Below are 20,179 nucleotides of genomic sequence, written 5' to 3'. Positions count from 1 at the left end.
TAGTGCATTTGCAATACTCGCACCAGCAAAAGCTTTCTTTATTTAAGAATTTTCATTGCTTCAATGAGTGCACTATCTTTTTCAGCCTTTAAATCGGCTGCGTTTAAATATTCAAAGCTCTTCTCTACTGGGTAACCTCGATATTCATAACTTTCGCCTTTATGGTCAAAATAACGTTCATTGGATAACGTAAATGACCAGCCATTTGGCAGCTGCTTAGGAAGTGAATCACTAAAACCGCCATTAGATGGCTCTCCAATGATACTAACTTGTTCTCTGGCAGCAAGACCCAGTAAGAATGATTCAGCAGCACTCATGGTTATGCCACTAGTAAGCACGACAATAGGCCCTAGGTAACGGTCAAATGTAGCGGGATGAACAATAATATTTTCGGGTTTGCTAAAACCATTTTCTGTTCGGTACGATTTACTGCCAACCAGCAATGGTTTATCAATAAAATAGGATAACAATCGTTGTGAAACAATGTCATATCCTCCACTATTCCAGCGTAAATCAATTACTAGCCCTTTAGACTTCGTGAGCATAGGCATAATATGCTGTATCGCTTTGTCTACTTCTTTTATATCCGCTTGAATAGTCTCTTCAGCGGTATAGTCACTCATATCATCAATACTTAAGTAGTTGATTTCATGGGGAAGTGAAGCCCATAATAAGCTGCGGTTTAATTTCTGTGGCGGGTGTTTTTTGTCAAAATAGCTTGAAATGATACTGTTGCGTTTTTTACTAAGAGCTTGAAAAAAATCACGAAAGGATGAAAACTCAGTCTGTTGTGAAAACCCTTCTTCAATCATCCTACTTCTGAACTTTTCCCATTTAATGTTGTTCATAGCAAAGAAGCTGTCATCATCTGATTCTACATATGCATGAGCGTCACCTAATTCATCTATAAGTTCTGTAATGACCTCAGCCAATGCCGATTCGCTCATACTATCTGACACTCTATCTCGCCAAGTTTTATAGTTGGTATGCCAGTTCCAATTAAGCTCTTCGTTAAAAGCAAAGTGTTCTGCAAAGGTAAACCACAAAATATCAAACACTTCTGGGGCTGAGAACTTTATATTTTGAGTATCTGTATTAAGCAGTAGGCTTTGCTTACATAATGTAGGTAAACGGCTCAACTTTTTTAGTTTTACAGTGTGTACTGTAAACCAATCTAATTCAGCAGCGTCACCCTCTACAGTCAAGTTACGACTAGGATATTCACCAGTTTCGACTTTATTTAGTATGCAATGGTGTTTTGTAATATCGTAAAAACGTATATCTTCGCCGATGACTTCTAATATGTATCCATAACCATGAGTTTGCCAGACTGAATAATTGGGTGCTGCACTCTTGGCTTTACTCGTTAAAATCTCAACATCTGAATAGAAAGCAGAAACATTTGCAGATAATAAAAATAAACCTATCAGCAAGAAAATTGAAGTTATTGTTTTGTCCATAAAGCTATGGTATTTCCCTAAATAGTATTTTTTCTTTGGAAATCAAACAATAAATTAAAATATCATAAATACAAAGCCCCATTTGGGAGTTATTACATGTGAGGCTTTTATTTGGAAAATTTGGATGTTTAGAACAAGCAATTGAATGATAATGCCAAGGCCTGTTTTTCTCTCATAGCTGTCTGTCAGATATAAGCGACTACAGTTAAAGCATAAAAATAAAGCCACTTAAGTGGCTTTATTCATTCTTATTCTGCTTCTAATCCTTCAAGATTAAAACCAATCTGAGTATTGACCACACCATTTAAGCGCGCTACTTGCGCTTTAAAAGTATGCAGAGCGACGTTTGCATCCGCTTGGAAAATAGCGCGATTGCCACGAACATAAATCAGGTTTAGCTGATTTGCTTGTGCAAACTCTTGCGCATCGATTAAAGATTCAAGCTCAACAACCAGCTCACCTGTTAATACGATCGTCTCATCAGTTTTGATATCGACAAGTGCTGCACCTGTCACCAATTCTTTATCACTCTTTGCAGCAACAAGTACGTAGTCTTTGCCGTTGACGTTTACAGTCACACCAGAATCGCTGGTGACTGGCGTCGCTTCATGAACTGTTTGGGCGCTCGCTTGTACTGCGTATAAACTGCCAACCATAGCGAGTAAAGGGATTAATTTAGATTTCATTTTACGACTCCTTATTTACGTCCAAAAAAGCGAATATCCCAAGATTTAAGAACACCGTTTTCTGTATTGTTACGGTGCACCATATTCACGTTCGGCTCACCAGACGTACGCGGATCAAAAATGTATGCTTCATCTTCAGAAGCGGTATCAATAACACGTAAAGTCCATTCACCCTTCGCTTGCTCTCCATAGAAATGGTGAGTTAGCATTTGAGTATTTTGCATGCCACTGTTACCCAAAATAGTACCTGTTCTTGGTGTCATGACAACACTGCGAGTACCAGAAGGAGAAATCAGTTCAATCGCTAAGTCACGTGTACTTGTGTGGTCAATATTCACTCGAATTTGAACCGCATCCACAGTTAACTCTTGGTCGTTATTAAATGTGCTTTGTGCACCACTTAAGTGACCATCCGGAATTTCTGCATCAGCTGTTACTAACACTCGATCAGTCTTAACAAACTCACCTAAGTTTTTGTCGTAGAAACGCGCTAGATTAACAGCAGCGTCGACATCAACAGCGCCAAATCCAAAGAAATTATGGAACTGATAACCCGCCGCATTTGTTTGCCACTTATCAATTGCTTGGTAGCTCACCTGCTTGCCTTCCGAGTCTTTGAATGACAATGCTACACCTGGGTGATCCGCATCGATACGACGTGAAGTTGTCGCAAGGATATTTCTTACATCCAACCATGAAAGCGCAGGGTTTGCAGACATGATCACAGCAATTGCACCAGCAACGTTTGGCGCTGCCGCCGAAGTACCATTCGATCTTGCACTGTAATCACAGTTTGGATCAAGCGGATGACCGCCGTGTAAGTCATTGCGAAGCCAAAGCGGGTTATAACCTGCCTCACAACCAGATACATCTGTTGTAATGATCGCTGGTGAAGACGTACCATACTGGCCACCGGGCGCAGAAACAAACACACTAGAACCGACTGTCGAATATGATGAAAGCTCACCATCAGCATTGTATGCTGAAGCAACTAAGTTCCAGAAATTTGTATCTGCACGCTCAAGGTTTACGTTTTGAAGTGGTAAACCATGGTTGGCGTTATCAAACCGTAAATAACCACGTCCAAGCTCACTATCTGTAAACGTTTGTCTTTCGTAGCCATTACCCGCTGATTTAACAAAAATTGCACCGCGGCCACCATGTGTTGTGCGCGTTACTTCTTCTTGTGCTTCATCAAACGTTTGTAACCAAGGAGACTCTTCATAATCGTAGCTTCTTGGCGCAGACAATGTACGACCATAGCTTTGGTTAAATACACGAGGGTAGTCAAAAGACTGCTTCGCAAAACCATCAGAGTACATACCATGAGACTGAAGCCAATTTGCTATTGTTTGGTTGCCCGAAACAATATAGTTGAAACCAACTAGACCCGCTCTTGGTGCAACACCACGACCACCAATACCATTAAAAGCACTTGATGCGACGATACCGGCTACAGCAGTACCGTGTCTATCAGTAGGGCTACCAGGTGCTAAGTCAGGGCTATTAGTTGTAAAGTTCCAAGAACCTGGACGCGCATTGTCAATTAAATCCGGGTGCTTAATTTCTACACCACCATCAATAACGGCAACGGTTACACCTGTGCCCATGATACCCATCGCGTGTGACAAAGAAACATTCATATCTTCGCCAGCTTTACCACCTCTATCAGAGAAAGCAGCTTGGCCTGTATTTTTAAGGTGCCATTGCTGATCAACTAGCGGGTCGCCAGGCATCAGCGGATATTCGATATTTGCCATTGCGTTGGCAGACAATGATGCTGCAACAACCAATGCGAGTTTTGTTATTTTTATATTCATAAATCGCTACTTACTTTTTGTTTTAATTTGTACCCAAAAAATTCGTACTCAATATAAACACAAAAAACAATTAAAGATAACACCTAAAACACAAAAAAATTACCAAGATGACATTTTTATGAATTTCAAAAACATAAAAATACCGCATACTATTCAGTTCAATGCATTTATATTTCGTGTTAAAACCCAACAAGAATGTTAACTAAATTTACAAAACAACTCTTCATTAAAATCTTCTAAATATCTGAATTTAAATCACGTCTTTACTAGCAGTATGTCAACAAGGAACGCCCATGAAACACCTATCAAACCTAATAGGCTGTCTTGCTATTTCTGCTTCAGCCATTGCTAATGCATCAATATTTCCAGATCCGCAAGCCTTGCTCGCGCATTATTTACAAGGAAAGCCGACCAATGGCAACCCTTCCTTGGAAGCGTCTATGGGGTACTTCAAACACCATGACACAGCGCTCAGAGAAATGCTTAGCAGTGGCTCAGCAGACATCACAAGCATTGTCACCGGTGCAAGCTATTGCTTTGCAGCGGTTGCAAGTAAACCGCCGGTAAGCCTATTACCAAAATTGTACAGCCAAGATGGCCAATGTAAGGAAGTAAATACCGCCTTGGCACACAGAAGCTGGTATTACACGGATGCACAATGCACTACGGCCATAGAATATAAAAATGAGTCAGACACCGAGTTTTGCTTAAGAGAATTTGACTACAAGGCACAGCGCTACGGTAACAGTGAAGATTTAAACTTTGTCCAAGATGCGTGGATGCCTGGCTACACAGCGACCTTACCTATCACTACAAAGCCACAAGACTTTGCTGAGATCCCGCTTGTGCAACGTACCACATATAAAACCACTTTTAACGAGCGCGGTACGTGTCATTTAGAAATGCGTGTTTACAAAAATGCCAATAATCATAATGCCACACCCATTATGATGATCCACGGTGGTGGCTGGTTAGAAAGGCTTGGCACAGCGCGCACGGCAGAAGCACAATTAGCACAGTTCACAGATGCAGGATTTGTGGTCTATATGCCATATTATCGCTTAGTTGAAGACCGAGAAGCCGGTCCGGCCTGTAACCAAGTTAATATTGAGGACAGTAAACAAGATATTCGCGACGCATTTTTGTGGGTGCAAGCAAATAATGTAAACTACACCACCAGCAATAAATCAGTGCGAATTACGGGACAATCTGCAGGTGGCCATATGGCCGTTTGGTTATCTCAGCAATTCCCTCATAAAGTCGATAAAATCGCTCCCATGTTCCCTGTTGCCGATTTTGCTCATCAATTAAAAGAAGTACAAGACGGTACTTATGTACATGGTTACATTGAACGCATGATCGCCATTTTATCAGGCAAAGCCCACTGGCAAGATTTGACGGGTAATGAGCCAGTGGTGGTAAACAATAGCTTGCTACAAGCCATTGAACAGGGGCCGACTCAAGCACCAGAGATGTTTATCAGCCACGGTATGGCTGACACCATAGTATCGCCAAGTCAGTCATTGAGACTATGTAATGCACTAGCAGGGAATATAGCGTCAGGCCCAGCGCAAGTAAATACGCTGGTGTTTAATAAGCAATATGCGCAAGTTCAATGCCGCGACGGCAGCGAGCTGCACTTACTAGAAAAAGCCGAGCATCATTTTGATGGGTGTGGTTTGGGGCTATGTGATGTCGGTGGACCAGATGGTTTAGTGGCAACGCAAGCCTTGATGACCAATATGATTGAGTGGTTAAAGTAACCCAAGCCATTAAAGTACTCTCGCTGAGCCACAACAGTTAATTTGTGGCAAACTATGATACCAACCAAAGCAAGGCACAGCCTTGCTTTTTTAGTTTTCAAGCTAGGTATTTATCCTGTGAAAGTCATACTTGCAAACCAAGCGAGCCATCCGCCAAACAAACTAAGACTTGAAAGCGCAAATGCCATTGTTCGCCTCTTTATATTGGTTGAACGAATATGCTCATAGCAGTGCCAATAACGCGCAGCAACAAATATAAATGCAAGAAGATACCAGCCTGTGCCTGCCACAGATTCAATATGTAACAGCGCTAATAGACAGATGAACAAAACAGGCTGCTGGTACTGGTTATCATAGCTATTGCCATATAGCCGAGTACGTTCAGCCATCTGATCTTTAAGCACAAAATTGACCGCTTGCAATGATAATTCACCGCGCCGAACTGCCTTTATGCGTAAGCAGGCCGTTGCAAGCCATAACCATAAAAATAACAGTACCAAAGCGATAATGGGGAACTGGATCCACATACAAATTTCCTTACTCAATGAATGTGCAACCACTTTACAGTAGCGCTACTACCCTCTAAAGTGTCACTAATGACAAGATACAGGGTGAAAGCGACATGAAAGTTGCAATGTTATGTCAACAAGGTGTAATGGCAAGCGCGTTAACAGGGATCATTGATGTTTTAAATGTTGCTAATCAGGTAATGCAGACCCAATTTTATCAATGGCAAATTGTCTCTTTAAATGACCAAAGCGTTGTCAGCAGCCAAGGCTTACCGTTTAAGGTTGACTGTCAACTCAAGGACTTACAATACTTTGATGTGTTAATCATCATTGGTAGTCAATACCAAGGCGACAAACGCCTTTGGCAGGAGTGCCAAAAGCTAAATAGTTATGCCCCGCTGCTAAGTGAAAAATTAAAGCCCCTTACCTCGCCCACACTGATTGCTGGTTGCTGTGGCGTTGCCTATGCCGCAGCGCTAGGTCTATTAGACAAACAGCGGATCACCGCAAGCTGGTGGCTAGAAGCTTTTTTCAACCGTCACTTCCCACATTTAGAACTAGACACCTCGCCCATTTATCTTTGCGACCAAAAGCTATATACCGCTGGCGCTGCTCATAGCTACATGTACGTTATGCTGGCGCTTATAAAACAACAAGTCGGCGCAGATACGGCTAAAAAAGTCATGAGTTGGCTTGCTATACCTGAGCCACAACTTCGCCAAACTGCTTTTATGATGAGTAGCGCCCTAGATGCGCATCAAGACAGTGCTGTGCAAGTAGTACAATGTCATGTAAAAAAACAGCTCAGTGCGCAATTCACCCTCAAGGCACTCGCTGAGTTAGCATGTATGTCTGAGCGCACGCTCATTCGACGCTTTAAGTCCTCGGTCGGCATGACACCATTTGACTATATTCGCTTACTTAGGTTGGAGAAAACCAAAGAGCTACTTGTCTATTCAAATAAACACTTTGGGGATATTGCCCAGAGCGTGGGCTACCAAGACCCGCAAGCACTGGCAAAACAGTTTAAACGGCATTTTGGCAAATCCGTCGCTGCTTTTCGTGAACAAATTGCGCATATCTAGAAAAAATATATGTTTTTTATCAAGCAACTGGCCATAGTCTTATTTTACAACTAGATTTTAATTAACATTAAATTCACAAAAGAATAAGCCGTGGCTAAAACTGACCGTCTCTACTCTCTTGATATTCTGAGAGGCTTTATTATTGTGCTCATGGCGCTGGATCATACTCGGCGCTACTGGGCAGAAACCCCCTTTTCACCTACTGATCTTGATCAGACGACACTGGCATGGTTTTTAACCCGCTGGGTAACCCACTTTTGCGCCCCTTTGTTTATATTTTTAACTGGCATAGGCGCTTACTTATATGCAGACAAAGTGCGTTCAACTGCAAAAGTACGTAACTATCTGCTCAGCCGAGGGCTTTGGTTGATTTTTTTAGAGCTCACCGTGATCAACTTTAGTTGGCAGTTTGGGTATGACGTGGTGTTTTTACAAGTGATCTGGGCCATTGGCTGGTCAATGATTATTTTGGCTGCACTGATTTACTTGCCTCTGACATGGATCTGCACTGTGTCGGTTGTAGTGATCGGTGTACATAATACCTTGCCAGATCAAGCCATCTTAAACTGGTTTGGGCAAGACTTCGCGTGGCTATGGCATATTTTACATAGCCCGACGACATTGACCTTTTCGACGCAAGTTGACGTACTTGCCCTTTACCCCTTGATCCCTTGGTTTGCCGTCATGTCTTTAGGGTACTGCTGCGGATATTTGTTTCAGCTCAGTTCGCAATATAGATATAAGGTCTTTGCACTGTTTGGCACTTTCGCTGTAGTACTATTTGTGTTGCTCAAATTGGGCAATATTTATGGGGAGCCGAATTTATTTACACCTGAAGCGTCTTTCGCAGAGTCTGTCATGTCTTTACTGAATAACAGCAAATATCCACCGTCGCTCGTTTATCTGTTAATGACTTTAGGTCCGGGTTTACTGATTTTGGCCTGTTTAGAGTATTTACAAGATCGCGGCTTTAAACTGACCTTATTAGATGGGTTTAAGATTTTAGGCGGCGTTCCGCTATTTTATTACCTGCTACACATTCCTGCGATAAACCTCAGCGCGCAAGCTTATAGCTGGCTAGCATATGGGCAAACAATACACTTTTTCAGCACACCAGAGGAGTGGCCAAGTCGCTATGAACCCAGTTTAATACTTGCTTATATTGCGTGGCTTGGGATCACCTTGGCTTTATACGTGCCTTGCAAACATTACTTGGCCATTAAGCGAACCCATCACAGTCCGCTACTCAAATACTTATAACCTAGTTCAGTGCCGACTTATTGGGTGCCTGCGCACATGTCGGCACCCACTTGATGGCAAAGCACGTTATAACCCCGCAGGTAAACCAAATCATGGTAGCGACAAAAGAATACACCGTTACCATATCAACATAAACTAGGCTAAAGCCAATGCCAACTATCCCCCGTAAGGTGCATAACACGCCAATGGCCCACAGTGCTATATAAGTCAGTGGTAAGCGCTTAATGAGCCCTGCGCCTGCAAGTGCATATGCACCACATAAAGCAAACAAAAACGAGATGCCTACCGTGGCAATTGGCGCAAACAAGGTACCATTTTTAGCAGACTCCACCACCTCTTTTGGCGCTAATTGCGCTCGATAGCAGGCCTCCCCAAGCCAGATACATGACATATGCGCAACCACGGTCACAGCCGCCATCAGCGCAACAAAAACTAAACCCCATATCGCAAACTTCTGCTTTTTATCCATTCACTACTCCCTAATAAAGCACGATTAAATAAGACGTTAGGCTAAACCCAAATATGGCCTTGTAAGTACAGTACAGCTTCACCGGTGATGGTGACTCGCTCAGTGCTAAAATCAACCTCACACACTAAATGTCCCCCCCTTTTTGAGGCTTGATAGGCCTTGAGTACTTGCTTATCAAAACGCTTTGACCAAAACGGCGCAAGACCGGTATGAATTGAGCCGGTAACCGGATCTTCCTCGCCCCCATTCGCGGGCCAAAAATACCGAGAAACAAAATCATGTTCAGAACCCGGCGCACTCACTACCACATCCAAAGGCGCCAGCTGCTTTAATTGTGCCGCGTCATAAGCCACTTGATGCACATCGACTTCATTGTCATAAATTGCAAAATACGCTTGGCGATTTTTAAGTACTTGGCTTGGTGAGATTGATAAGCCCGTTAGCAGCGCACTTGGCACGTTTGATATAGGCTCAGGCATTTGCATCGGGAAGTTCATAACTAACTCCGACTCAGCCGTTTGCGTTACAGTTAAGCTACCTACCGTTTGCGTGGTAAATTCGACACGCTCAGAGACGCCAAGGTGATTAAACAAAACAAATGCGCTGGCAAGGGTAGCATGGCCACAAAACGCAATTTCAGTTAACGGAGAGAACCAACGGATCTGATAGCTGTATGGCGTATTTTTAACTAAGAAGGCGGTTTCTGAGAGGTTATTTTCAGCAGCAATACGCTGCATGAGTTCATCACTAATCCAAGCTTCTAATGGCACAACCGCGGCAGAATTACCTTTAAATTGCGTATTTGTGAATGCATCAACCACAAAGATGGGTAACTGGGTCATGATGGCTATCTCCTTGATAATACATAGTCCATGACTGTACCTGAATCCGCCGTATAAAAATACACCTGCGGATAAAACTTCCGCCCCAAAACCAGAAGTTAACAAATGTTATAAAATATTTACAGCCGTCCCCAACAGGTGATAGCATAATACTAAATCATTAGCTAACAAGGATTGTTATGTATGCGCAAAGTCGCGTTGATACGCAATCAGAAATCGAAGATCTGATCACAAAACTAGAAGCCTTTGACAAGCCTAAAGGCGAACAGGTGACTGAGCTCTATTCAGCCACCAAACTACCCGGAGATATTCGCCAAGCGCTTAAGCCCCATGCTAGCAGTTGGGTTGTGATCAAAACCCCAGAAACATGGCGTGAACTTAGAAGCACGCATGATACTCAACTGGTTTTAAAAGAAAAAAAAGGCCATGTGTTAATTGCCCATGCCAAGCACGCCACCACCAAAGATGAACTCATTGTACTAAAAAAAGCCACCGCTATGCCCAGAGCACAAGCACTGCAAGGCAGCGCTGGGGCACTCAGTTATCATGACACGTCGGCTACACCAGATACACAGGCCCATGTGCCCGTCGATTACACCCAGTCACCTGATTTAAACGATCAACGCCTTATCGTGACGATTGAAGGAAAAATCCCCATCAGTATTGTGATGCGCGGGGGCCCAACCGTTTTGTCTCGAAGCAATAATGGCCTTGCACAAGATCAACTGCTGTTTCCGCGCTTAGAAGATGACACCCATTATAGTCTCAGCGCCAAAATACTCGGCGTCCCTGAGCAAATATTGATCCCCAATATGGCATTCAAGGACTTTAAAAGCCTAGATAAATTAAAAGCCCTCAATATAGGTAAACGCGGTGGTGTGCAGCTACTTGATCACCAAGTCACCAGCGAAGGCCATGTCAAACTTCGCCTTCTAAGTGAACCACCCAGCTTTGGGCTCTTTTTTGATGGCACCGGCAACAACCGCACCAATGACAATAAAGTGATTGGTGATGATAAAGAGCCAACCAATGTCACCAAGTTATATGAGTTGTATCCAAGAAATGAGGCATTTATTAGAAGGTTATACATTGAAGGCATTGGTACCCGAGACAATAAAAGTGATATCACCATGGACTTAGCCTTGGCGTTTAGTTTTGATGACAAAGTAAAGCGTGGCTTAAATGAATTACAAGACTACTGTATTTCAGAGCTTTCAAAACTAATTCAACTTATACATATTGACGTATTTGGCTTTAGCCGCGGAGCCACCGCAGCGCGCTGCTTTGTCAATCAAGTTCATGAGATCACTCGCGATAACCCAAATTATTGGGGCGGTATTACCCCCATGATACGGTTTTTAGGGCCTTTTGATACCGTGTCTTCCATAGGAGGGGATGGAGACGACCACCACAACGAGTATTATGCCAAGCAAAAGCTGGACTATCCGGTCAATTTAGATATTAACGAGCACTCTGCCGGCTTTGTCTACCACCCCGTTGCCTATGATGAGCGCCGCGACAGCTTTCCTCTACACAGCTTAAAAACACCAGATGGCAATACCGCCAGTAATATAAAAGAAATTACGCTACCCGGTGCCCATGCGGATGTTGGCGGAGGCTACAGCCACCATAGCACCACCATAAAATACCCACGACAATATATAGAAGGGCACCCATCACACCCACATCATGATACCCGCCTCGCCGCAAAAAAAGCGGAGCTCGAGCAAAAATATCATTGGCCAGGCATAGACATTACTTTTGTAAAAATGGGCACGGGATTAAACAAAAATAAACATCTTAAAAAAAGGCCTGAGAATATCGTGGTCACCACCTATAAGCCTCGTTGGTACCGTCAAGTTAATAACCAACTGCCCCACTACGCACTGCATACCATGTATGCAGAGGCTGTTAAATATGGCGTGCCCTTTAATGACATAAGCAGACTCGCAAAGATATACCAACCTGACGGGAAGCGTACCTACCAATATGAATTATCCGATGAGTTAAAGTCGACGGTCGAGGCTGCTATGCGTGGCGGAGTCAACAGCCAAAATTGGCAGTGGCTATATCAATATTATATTCACCACAGCCATAAGTATGCCGGCTTTGTCGACACCATAGCTTACTCGGTGGAAGATGATGCGGAATTTGTCGCCGACAATGGTATTCGGGAAATCTTTTATAACACCCCAAGCAACAGCGTATCCAGTCAGGGGCGTTGGCAGGTCTATAACATAGGAGTTAATCCACAGTGGCGAAAAGAATAGTTATCTCAATTGGTATCTTGTTATTAATCATGGGCTGCAGTTCACGTTATCAAGTCAAAGAAATGAGTGTTGGAATCGCCGCAGAAGATAAATCTGACTTAATGGTCGGCACGGTATTATTTGATGACGCTTGGTCTGTACCTGCTGGTTCTATAGGGTGTTGCTGGAAAAATGCAGGTGCCCTGTCATTTGTAGATGGAGTCAACTTTCCAAGCAAAGTCGTTGTCGCATGGTATGACATGGAAACCGACCTATTCAGGGTAGGCGAGGCAACAATAGATAACAAAGCTGGCTACGAGTTTATAAAAGAGATGAAGCCTTTTATAGACCGCAGAACTGGTCAGTATAAAGACAGAAAATTACCCTACCTCATCGTGGGCATGAAGCGAGACGGCTTGATAAAAGTGTGGATATCGAATGCGCCGGGCAATTACCTCGGCCGGCAAATTTTAGAAATAGGCTCAGGTATGGCACAAATTAAGGAACTTCCACCTGAAGACGAACGTTAAAGATAAAAGTAAATTCCAAGGAAGGGGCATAGAGTGGCTGAAAGAATAATTATCTCAATTGGTACCTTGTTATTAATCATGGGCTGCAGTTCAAGATATCAAGTAGAAGAAATGAGCGTAGGAGTTGCCGCTGAAAAGGGGCCAATTCTTATGGTAGGGGAAGTCACATTTGATGAGACATGGAGTGTGCCAGCCGGTGCAATAGGGTGTTGCTGGAAAGACTCTGGAGCATTGTCTTTTGTATATGATATCCCCTTTCCGAATACCGTCGTTATTGCTTGGTACGACTTGAGTACTGAACTCTTTTGGGTAGGCGAAGCACAAATAGATAACAAAGCTGGTTATGAGTTTATACAAAAAATGAAGCCTTTTAATAATCGAAGAACTGGTCAGTATAAAGATAGAAAATTACCCTACCTCATCGTGGGCATGAAAAGAAACGGTTTAATTAAAGTATGGATTTCAAATGCACCAGCAGATGTTATCGGGAGGCAGATTCTAGAAGTAGGCTCAGGTATGGCACAAATTAAGGAACTTCCCCCTGAAAACGAACGTTAGAGATAAAAAGTAAACTCCAAGGAAGGGGCATAGAGTGGCTGAAAGAATAGTTATCTCAATTGGTATCTTGTTATTAATCATGGGCTGTAGTTCAAGTTATCAAGTAAAAGAAATGAGTGTTGGAATTGGTGCTGAACGTAGCGCTGACTTAATGGTTGGTACGGTATTATTTGATGACGAATGGACTGTACCTGCGGGGTCTATTGGCTGCTGCTGGGGAGATGGCGGAGCCAGATCTTTTGTTTATGATGTACCATTTCCAAGCAAAGTCGTTGTTGCATGGTATGACATGGATACAGACCTCTTTCGGGTAGGCGAAGCAAAAATTGATAACAAAACAGGATATGAGTTTATAAAAAAAATGAAACCTGTAATTGTTCGTTCAACAGGAGAGTATTCTGATTATGAGCTGCCATATTTAATTGTGGGTATGAAAAGAAATGGATTAATCAAAGTGTGGATATCAAATTCCCCTGCCGATGCTATAGGTAGAGAAAGTCTCGAAATAGGCTCAGGTATGGCACAAATTAAGGAACTTCCACCTGAAGACGAACGTTAACGATAAACACCAAGGAAGGAGCCCATATTGGCGGCAAGAATAATTATCTCAATTGGTACCTTGTTTTTAATCATGGGTTGTAGTTCAAGTTATCAAGTCAAAGAAATGGGTGTAGGTATTGGAGCAGAAAAAGGCCCAACACTCATGATTGGAGAAATAACACTGGATGAATCTTGGAGTGTACCAGCCGGTGCAATAGGTTGCTGCTGGGGAGATGGCGGAGCTAGATCTTTTGTTTATGATGTGCCTTTTCCACAGCAGTTAGTCATAGCCTGGTATGATTTGAGTACTGAACTCTTTTGGGTAGGTGAGGCAAAAATAGATAACAAAGCGGGCTATGAGTTTATAAAAAAAATGAAGCCTGTAATTGTTCGTTCAACAGGAGAGTATTCTAATTATGAGCTGCCATACCTCATCATTGGTATAAAACGCGATGGCTTAATCAAAGTCTGGATATCAAATTCCCCTGCCGATGCTATAGGTAGAGAAAGTCTCGAAATAGGCTCCGGTATGGCACAAATTAAGGAACTTCCACCTGAAGACGAACGTTAAAGATAAAAGTAAACTCCAAGGAAGGGGCATAGAGTGGCGAAAAGGCTTTTTGTGTTATCTATTTTAATAGTCATTAATACCGCTTGTTCAATAACAAGAGATATTGATGAATTAGCTGTCGTTGTCAGTGCGCAAAATGGCTCTGACTTTATGGTAGGAGCTGTTCAGTTTGATGATAGTTGGTCAGCACCCGCAGGGTCAGTTGGTTGCTGTTGGACAAATGGTGGAAAAATGTCATTTACTTATGATATCCCATTTCCCAAAAAAGTCGTTGTCGCTTGGTATGACATGGATACCGACCTATTCAGGGTAGGCGAGGCAACAATAGATAACAAAGCTGGCTACGAGTTTATAAAAGAGATGAAGCCTTTTATAGACCGCAGAACTGGTCAGTATAAAGACAGAAAATTACCCTACCTCATCGTGGGCATGAAGCGAAACGGCTTGATAAAAGTGTGGATATCGAATGCGCCGGGCAATTACCTCGGCCGACAAATTCTAGAAATAGGCTCAGGTATGGCACAAATTAAGGAACTTCCACCTGAAGACGAACGTTAACGATAAACGCCAAGGAAGGAGCCTACATTGGCTACAAGAATAATTATCTTAATTAGTGCTTTGAGTTTACTCATAGGCTGCAGTTCAAGTTATCAAGTCAAAGAAATGAGTGTTGGAATCGCCGCAGAAGATAAATCTGACTTAATGGTCGGCACCGTACTATTTGATGACGCTTGGTCTGTACCTGCAGGCTCCGTAGGATGTTGCTGGAAAGATGCAGGTGTCCTGTCATTTGTAGATGGAGTCAACTTCCCAAGTAAAGTTGTTGTTGCATGGTATGACATGGATACCGATCTCTTTCGGGTCGGTGAAGCACAAATAGATAACAAAACAGGATATGAGTTTATACAAAAAATGAAGCCTGTAATTGTTCGTTCTACAGGAGAATACTTTGATGACAGCACCCCCTACCTCATTGTCGGAATAAAGCGAAACGGCTTAATTAAAGTATGGATATCAAACTCATCATCGGAAGCTATTGGCCGGCAAATTCTAGAAATAGGCTCAGGTATGGCACAAATTAAGGAACTTCCACCTGAAAATGAGCGTTAAAGTAAGTCGATATATTGGGCCAACATATGCAAATAGCGAGGCTAAGAAACTAACAGTAAAAATGATTTAAATTGAAGGGAGTAAAACTAATAAAAAGTGTAAAGAGGAAAGCAAGAAATTAGAAGTGAATGTGAAATAGCAAGGTGCAGCTTGATGCCGCACCTAGACATAACTGATTAAAGTACAGTTACGTTTTCAGCCTGAGGACCTTTAGCGCCCTGAGTTACTGTAAAGCTTACTTTTTGACCTTCAGTCAAAGTACGGAAACCTTCAGACTGGATAGCTCTGAAGTGAACAAAAACGTCGTCGTTACCGTTTTCTTGTGCAATGAAGCCAAAACCTTTTGACTCGTTAAACCATTTTACAGTGCCTGTTACTTGAGACATAAATTACCTATTTATATAAAAATTAAAAAAAATGTGTACAGTATCGGAAGTAAAGTGAGTGGCTAAAATTAGGTTTTATGACAAAAACAGAAACTTAAGCAAACAACAACAAATAAATCAAATATCTTCATACGCTGCGTAGGATACACTGAAATTCTGTTTTGTCGAGCTTTTTTACAAAAATAGTTCAAAAAATACCCAACCTTTTATTCTTTCTTATTCATCGCTTAAGTAAGGGCTTAAAAAAACCCCATCACGCGGTCTGCCTATCTTGCCAACTCATAATATATTGCGCTTGTCCTGTAAGCGGATCTTCGTCTTGTGCAATAATTTCAAAACCTTGTTGCTGATAAAATGCCACGCTCGCAACATTGCGCTGATATACAGACAGCTCCAAGCGATTGCATCGGGACTTTGCATCTGCAATAAGCTGCTTACCTACCCCTTGGCCTTGTTTTTCTGGTAAAACAAAAATTGCCGCAAGGGTGTTTTTTACCAAAGCATAAAAACCGATGATTTGTTGATTATCCAAATACACATAATTATCTGAGCTGGGCAAATACACCTGTCGCATAGTATCGAGGTGATCACGCCAAAAACTCTCTGGCACAAAATGATGTGCTTGTTGAGACGCAGCAAGCCACACCATCAGTACAGGTTCAATATCGGATGCCAGACCTTTTCTAATCATACGACTCCTCATGGCAAGCTCATTGATATCAAAATCACAAACGATGTCTATATTCTCAAAGCTCGATATTTATTTTTTTACGTTCAGTATTAAACGCCACCGCATAATAACGCAGCCGTGGGTGCTCTACGTTCCATAAATTTAAAAACTCTTCATAAGTTTGCACAACCCGCTTCGCACCTTTGGCATCATTTAAATACACGAGTCTTTTCGCCTCATCATAACCCACGACGACTCGGTAATGGCTTTGCGATTTTGGCAACTCCCAATACTGAAATACAATAACAGGGATGCCGCTGGCAATGTAAGCCTTTATATGATTAAACAACTGCGCGCGTTTTTCATCAATGTTCTCAGCCAAATCTTGTGATTTATCGACTGTGATGCTGCGTGTTTTACCAAAGCGCTGTAAAAACCCTTGCAAATAAGTGACCTTGGTTCCCGGGTAATCTGCCCAGTTGCGAGGATAATTGTTCAATACACCAGAGCGGATAAACACTGGCATATCTCCATACTGATTCAAGATAGACTCAGCGATATCGTATTGGGTGTAATCCTTAATGCCCCAGTACTTAAAAATCATTTCTATGGTTGCAGGCCCGCATAACTTTTTCCCCTGCTCAACCAAGGGGACATTCAGTACAATTTTTTGCGAGTTCTTCGCTTCTGCCACAAAGCAAAGGCTTATCAAAACAAAGACAATAGCCGCTCTTATCACATTCTACCCTTGATTTAATCAATTTAAGTAAATGATTAAAAATTTCGAATAATAAAAATTAATAAATAATTTTTTATTAAAATATCAAACTAAATAAAAACACACTCATCAGCTGAACTTAATTAGAATAATAGTGTATAGACATGTAAGCCATTCAGCGATTAATAAGTGCATATAATAAAAAAGCGAACCATACTATGGCTCGCTTTCAAAATACTAGTCTATTAACTTAAAATTTTTAAATTAATTGGCTTTTTACACTCCACTAGTCTGCTTGCGCTTTAACTCAGAGCTTAAACTGTTCAACACTTGCTTTTAAACCATGCGCCAATTCACTTATTTCATGACACGCTTGAGAGGTTTGATTTGCGCCTTCAGTCATTTCAACTGCGGCAACATTGATATTTTCAATATTACGATTCAATTCTTCAGAGACAACCGATTGCTCATTACATGCTGCTGCTATTTGCGTACTCATCGCGGCAATACTGTCAATTTCCTGCTCGATTTGCGTGATAGTATCGCTGACTGTTTCAGTTTGCTGTACGCACACATCGATGCCTTTTTGACACGTTCTGGTCGCCTCGCCCGTTTCTTTCGATTTAGACTGCAAATCACTCACTATCTCAACAATCTGAGTTGTAGAGTCTTGTGTACGCTGTGCTAAAGAGCGAACTTCATCCGCAACCACCGCAAAACCGCGCCCTTGTGCACCCGCTCGCGCCGCTTCAATCGCGGCATTTAATGCAAGCAAGTTAGTTTGCTCAGCGATTTCACGAATAACATCCACCACAACATTGATGTTTTGTGAGTTCTTTTCTAGATTGTGGGCTAAATCTCCCGCATGAGACACAGTATCTGCAACGCTAGAGATCTGCACAATGTTACTTTTCAGTGCAGCACTGCCTTCACGAGACTTAACATTGGCTTGATTGGCAGACTCAGCGCCCATTTCTGTACTTTTTGCCACTTCAGATACCGCAGCCTGCATCTGCGTCATTGCTGAAGCAACCGACTGTAACTCATTTTGTTGATTCTGCATGCCTGTGGCATTTTGAGCCGAGATCATATTCACTTCTTCTACGGCTGTTGTCAGTTGGATAGCGCTGTCATTTATCTTCACAACAAGGCTATTTAACTGTTCACGCATTTTCTCCAAAGACATTAGTAAAGCGCCAAGTTCATTATTACCCACTGAGCGTGTATCAATACGTGAACTTAGGTCACCATTGGCAATACTACCAGCAAGATCTTTCGCCTTTTCTAGAGGCTTTCTAATTGCAGCGCTTAGGACAAAACAAATGAGTGCTATCATCACCGCTGATACCAATGTACAGATGATGATAACCGCGATCACTGTTTTCACTGCACGTACAGCTGATGTTTCGGCCATGCCCACATTATCGCTATTAATTTTGTTCAGCTTGCTCAGTTCATCCATGGCTTCTGAGTAGAAGTTATAGCTGTTTAAAACAATTAAATTAGCTTTACTAACTTCACCCTCACGCACTAATCGATTAAAACCAGATGTTGCAGACGCGTATTTACGCCAAGCCTGCTCAAACGCTTGGAACTGAAGTCGTTCTTGATTTGACACATTTAACTGGCTGTATGCTTGAATCTTTTGATTAAGGCCTGATTTTGTATTATCAAGGTTAACTATCCATTCATTGATATCCGGGTGCTCTGAATTTGTGACAATCAAAAACTCATCTTTTCGAATGGTTGCCATCTCAATTTGTAGATCTTTTACTATCTCAACCGATGGAATGCTGGTTTGTACAATCAGTTCAAGGTCATCATTGATCCCCTTTAATCCATTGTACGTCATCAGGCTTACCCCGAAAAAAACCATAAAAATCGACGCAAAGCTCAACCCAATTTGCTTTGAAATAGACAAGTCTTTAAGTGCCATATGCTGTTTATACATCCCTAAGTTAATGATTACCGTAAAGCACAAAAACCAGTAGAAAGCGTTAAGGTTTTGCTCTTTACTGGTTGTGAGATATTTGAATAAATATGAGTGTTAACCTCCAGGTGTATGTACCAGAGGTAACGTATGAGACTTAGCTTATAGGCCCGCAAAGTAATACAGCTCTTTGCTGACGAATTGAAGTGCCCTTTTATTAAAATACTTTTGCATACAAGTGCTTAATTAAGGGCATATTATAATTTAAGTAAATCAAAGTTGGAATAATTTAATTATTAACATTTATGGATTTATGTTATTAAATTACTATAAAACATAAAAAACTGATCATAAAAGGATCAGAAAGATTAACTGAGAAAAGCAGTTTTTAGCTTCCCATATATAACTTGTTGCATTATAAATAGTTGCAATAGATACAGTTACAATACCATCGCACCTATGTCACAAAATAAAAAAACGACATGAAATAATAAAAAAGAATTATAAATTAAGATAGAATAACCCTTCACTGTATAAGTTATCGCTTTTTGCTCTGTGCTATTTTTTCTTTCTAAATACCTTGAGCTCTGAGAGTAACCACTCACTACTCTTTATTGATTTACTATTACTACAGTGAATAAGATACGGCTTACCAGATAAGCTACTTTTGGAAGCCGTTAAACTTATAAAATCTTCCGCCGACTCAATATCATCTTGATAGTAATGATACTTTTTACTAATGTGCTGCTTAGCATCACGTGCCGAATGTAGTGAGCCATTGCGCTCATACTGACAATGAGACGTTTCAATGAAGGTCAATAAATGCTGTATTTCAGCCGCTGTTGAGGCAGCGCTTTTTAGCGAATATGTCGAGCTCCACAATATAAATATTACTAAATAAAGTTTCATTACTTTCCTAAATATTCACATACCTGACAAAAATAAATATTATGACACTTTGCATAAATATGAACACTTAGACGTTATAAAAAGCTAAATAGTTGCACCGAGTTTAAAATAAAA

Annotated in this window: 21 protein-coding genes; 10 read left to right on the top strand and 11 right to left on the bottom strand. The window is 41.7% G+C overall.

Annotated elements, in window-relative coordinates; translation table 11 throughout:
• Positions 1-38 precede the first annotated feature (38 nt).
• The 3 genes from N477_RS19215 to N477_RS19205 all read right to left on the bottom strand — a co-directional run bounded on the left by N477_RS19215 (position 39) and on the right by N477_RS19205 (position 3,966).
• The gene (locus tag N477_RS19215; RefSeq protein WP_063362720.1) at positions 39-1,460 is read right to left on the bottom strand and encodes a S41 family peptidase; all 1,422 of its coding nucleotides are present in this window, start codon (positions 1,458-1,460) and stop codon (positions 39-41) included.
• A 248-nt stretch (positions 1,461-1,708) separates the two neighbouring features.
• Entirely contained in the window at positions 1,709-2,146 is a 438-nt protein-coding gene (locus N477_RS19210) for a hypothetical protein (RefSeq protein WP_063362719.1), read from the bottom strand.
• An 11-nt stretch (positions 2,147-2,157) separates the two neighbouring features.
• On the bottom strand, positions 2,158-3,966 hold the full coding sequence (locus N477_RS19205; protein ID WP_063362718.1) for a S8 family serine peptidase: 1,809 nt from the start codon (positions 3,964-3,966) through the stop codon (positions 2,158-2,160).
• A 293-nt stretch (positions 3,967-4,259) separates the two neighbouring features.
• Between N477_RS19205 and N477_RS19200 the strand changes: the two genes are divergently transcribed.
• A complete protein-coding gene (locus tag N477_RS19200; RefSeq protein ID WP_063362717.1) occupies positions 4,260-5,729 on the top strand; it encodes an alpha/beta hydrolase in 1,470 nt (489 codons plus the stop codon).
• 110 nt (positions 5,730-5,839) lie between these two features.
• Here N477_RS19200 and N477_RS19195 read toward each other — a convergent pair whose 3' ends face one another.
• Positions 5,840-6,256, bottom strand: coding sequence for an MAPEG family protein (locus tag N477_RS19195; protein ID WP_063362716.1), 417 nt, complete (start codon positions 6,254-6,256; stop codon positions 5,840-5,842).
• A 95-nt stretch (positions 6,257-6,351) separates the two neighbouring features.
• On the opposite strand from N477_RS19195, the gene N477_RS19190 reads away from it, so the two are divergent.
• Positions 6,352-7,323, top strand: a complete 972-nt coding sequence (locus tag N477_RS19190; RefSeq protein ID WP_063362715.1) for a GlxA family transcriptional regulator — start codon at positions 6,352-6,354, stop codon at positions 7,321-7,323.
• 90 nt (positions 7,324-7,413) lie between these two features.
• Positions 7,414-8,583 (top strand): DUF1624 domain-containing protein, encoded by a 1,170-nt coding sequence (locus tag N477_RS19185; protein ID WP_063362714.1) that lies wholly within the window; start codon positions 7,414-7,416, stop codon positions 8,581-8,583.
• Position 8,584: 1 nt separating this feature from the next.
• Here N477_RS19185 and N477_RS19180 read toward each other — a convergent pair whose 3' ends face one another.
• Both N477_RS19180 and N477_RS19175 read right to left on the bottom strand, forming a co-directional pair.
• Positions 8,585-9,052 carry a hypothetical protein gene (locus N477_RS19180; protein ID WP_063362713.1) on the bottom strand — a complete coding sequence of 156 codons (468 nt, stop codon included), beginning with the start codon at positions 9,050-9,052 and terminating at the stop codon, positions 8,585-8,587.
• Between the two features lie 41 nt (positions 9,053-9,093).
• A complete protein-coding gene (locus N477_RS19175) occupies positions 9,094-9,894 on the bottom strand; it encodes a PhzF family phenazine biosynthesis protein (RefSeq protein ID WP_063362712.1) in 801 nt (266 codons plus the stop codon).
• A gap of 179 nt (positions 9,895-10,073) precedes the next feature.
• Between N477_RS19175 and N477_RS19170 the strand changes: the two genes are divergently transcribed.
• The 7 genes from N477_RS19170 to N477_RS19140 are packed head-to-tail and all read left to right on the top strand — an operon-like array spanning position 10,074 to position 15,452.
• Positions 10,074-12,164, top strand: a complete 2,091-nt coding sequence (locus tag N477_RS19170) for a T6SS phospholipase effector Tle1-like catalytic domain-containing protein (protein WP_063362711.1) — start codon at positions 10,074-10,076, stop codon at positions 12,162-12,164.
• Entirely contained in the window at positions 12,149-12,673 is a 525-nt protein-coding gene (locus N477_RS19165; protein WP_063362710.1) for a hypothetical protein, read from the top strand. The genes N477_RS19170 and N477_RS19165 overlap by 16 nt, the downstream gene beginning before the upstream one ends.
• A 33-nt stretch (positions 12,674-12,706) precedes the next feature.
• On the top strand, positions 12,707-13,231 hold the full coding sequence (locus tag N477_RS19160; protein ID WP_081216515.1) for a DUF2931 family protein: 525 nt from the start codon (positions 12,707-12,709) through the stop codon (positions 13,229-13,231).
• A gap of 34 nt (positions 13,232-13,265) precedes the next feature.
• Positions 13,266-13,790: a hypothetical protein gene (locus N477_RS19155; protein WP_081216514.1), complete on the top strand. Its 525-nt coding sequence runs from the start codon at positions 13,266-13,268 to the stop codon at positions 13,788-13,790.
• 27 nt (positions 13,791-13,817) lie between these two features.
• Positions 13,818-14,342, top strand: coding sequence for a hypothetical protein (locus N477_RS19150; protein WP_063362709.1), 525 nt, complete (start codon positions 13,818-13,820; stop codon positions 14,340-14,342).
• Positions 14,343-14,375: 33 nt separating this feature from the next.
• Positions 14,376-14,900 (top strand): hypothetical protein, encoded by a 525-nt coding sequence (locus tag N477_RS19145; protein WP_063362708.1) that lies wholly within the window; start codon positions 14,376-14,378, stop codon positions 14,898-14,900.
• Between the two features lie 27 nt (positions 14,901-14,927).
• Positions 14,928-15,452: a hypothetical protein gene (locus tag N477_RS19140; RefSeq protein WP_063362707.1), complete on the top strand. Its 525-nt coding sequence runs from the start codon at positions 14,928-14,930 to the stop codon at positions 15,450-15,452.
• Between the two features lie 176 nt (positions 15,453-15,628).
• Here the strand turns inward: N477_RS19140 and N477_RS19135 are convergent, their stop codons facing one another.
• The 5 genes from N477_RS19135 to N477_RS19115 form a co-directional block, all read right to left on the bottom strand.
• Positions 15,629-15,838, bottom strand: coding sequence for a cold-shock protein (locus N477_RS19135; protein ID WP_023398163.1), 210 nt, complete (start codon positions 15,836-15,838; stop codon positions 15,629-15,631).
• 253 nt (positions 15,839-16,091) lie between these two features.
• Positions 16,092-16,529 (bottom strand): N-acetyltransferase, encoded by a 438-nt coding sequence (locus N477_RS19130; RefSeq protein ID WP_063362706.1) that lies wholly within the window; start codon positions 16,527-16,529, stop codon positions 16,092-16,094.
• A 55-nt stretch (positions 16,530-16,584) separates the two neighbouring features.
• On the bottom strand, positions 16,585-17,247 hold the full coding sequence (locus tag N477_RS19125) for a C39 family peptidase (RefSeq protein ID WP_063362705.1): 663 nt from the start codon (positions 17,245-17,247) through the stop codon (positions 16,585-16,587).
• Between the two features lie 286 nt (positions 17,248-17,533).
• On the bottom strand, positions 17,534-19,162 hold the full coding sequence (locus N477_RS19120; protein WP_063362704.1) for a methyl-accepting chemotaxis protein: 1,629 nt from the start codon (positions 19,160-19,162) through the stop codon (positions 17,534-17,536).
• Positions 19,163-19,714: 552 nt separating this feature from the next.
• Positions 19,715-20,065 carry a DUF5329 family protein gene (locus tag N477_RS19115; RefSeq protein WP_063362703.1) on the bottom strand — a complete coding sequence of 117 codons (351 nt, stop codon included), beginning with the start codon at positions 20,063-20,065 and terminating at the stop codon, positions 19,715-19,717.
• Positions 20,066-20,179: the final 114 nt, after the last annotated feature.

Source organism: Pseudoalteromonas luteoviolacea H33-S, assembly GCF_001625695.1.
GTDB classification, from domain to species: domain Bacteria; phylum Pseudomonadota; class Gammaproteobacteria; order Enterobacterales; family Alteromonadaceae; genus Pseudoalteromonas; species Pseudoalteromonas luteoviolacea_B.
This window is presented reverse-complemented; position numbering and strand designations above follow the sequence as displayed.

Bases quoted from the DNA above. Each gene is read 5' to 3' on its own strand.
- N477_RS19115 (WP_063362703.1), bottom strand. From the start codon at position 20,065: ATGAAACTTTATTTAGTAATATTTATATTGTGGAGCTCGACATATTCG.
- N477_RS19210 (WP_063362719.1), bottom strand. From the start codon at position 2,146: ATGAAATCTAAATTAATCCCTTTACTCGCTATGGTTGGCAGTTTATAC.
- N477_RS19190 (WP_063362715.1), top strand. From the start codon at position 6,352: ATGAAAGTTGCAATGTTATGTCAACAAGGTGTAATGGCAAGCGCGTTA.
- N477_RS19120 (WP_063362704.1), bottom strand. From the start codon at position 19,162: ATGGCACTTAAAGACTTGTCTATTTCAAAGCAAATTGGGTTGAGCTTT.
- N477_RS19175 (WP_063362712.1), bottom strand. From the start codon at position 9,894: ATGACCCAGTTACCCATCTTTGTGGTTGATGCATTCACAAATACGCAA.
- N477_RS19195 (WP_063362716.1), bottom strand. From the start codon at position 6,256: ATGTGGATCCAGTTCCCCATTATCGCTTTGGTACTGTTATTTTTATGG.
- N477_RS19130 (WP_063362706.1), bottom strand. From the start codon at position 16,529: ATGATTAGAAAAGGTCTGGCATCCGATATTGAACCTGTACTGATGGTG.
- N477_RS19135 (WP_023398163.1), bottom strand. From the start codon at position 15,838: ATGTCTCAAGTAACAGGCACTGTAAAATGGTTTAACGAGTCAAAAGGT.
- N477_RS19180 (WP_063362713.1), bottom strand. From the start codon at position 9,052: ATGGATAAAAAGCAGAAGTTTGCGATATGGGGTTTAGTTTTTGTTGCG.
- N477_RS19215 (WP_063362720.1), bottom strand. From the start codon at position 1,460: ATGGACAAAACAATAACTTCAATTTTCTTGCTGATAGGTTTATTTTTA.
- N477_RS19200 (WP_063362717.1), top strand. From the start codon at position 4,260: ATGAAACACCTATCAAACCTAATAGGCTGTCTTGCTATTTCTGCTTCA.
- N477_RS19170 (WP_063362711.1), top strand. From the start codon at position 10,074: ATGTATGCGCAAAGTCGCGTTGATACGCAATCAGAAATCGAAGATCTG.
- N477_RS19205 (WP_063362718.1), bottom strand. From the start codon at position 3,966: ATGAATATAAAAATAACAAAACTCGCATTGGTTGTTGCAGCATCATTG.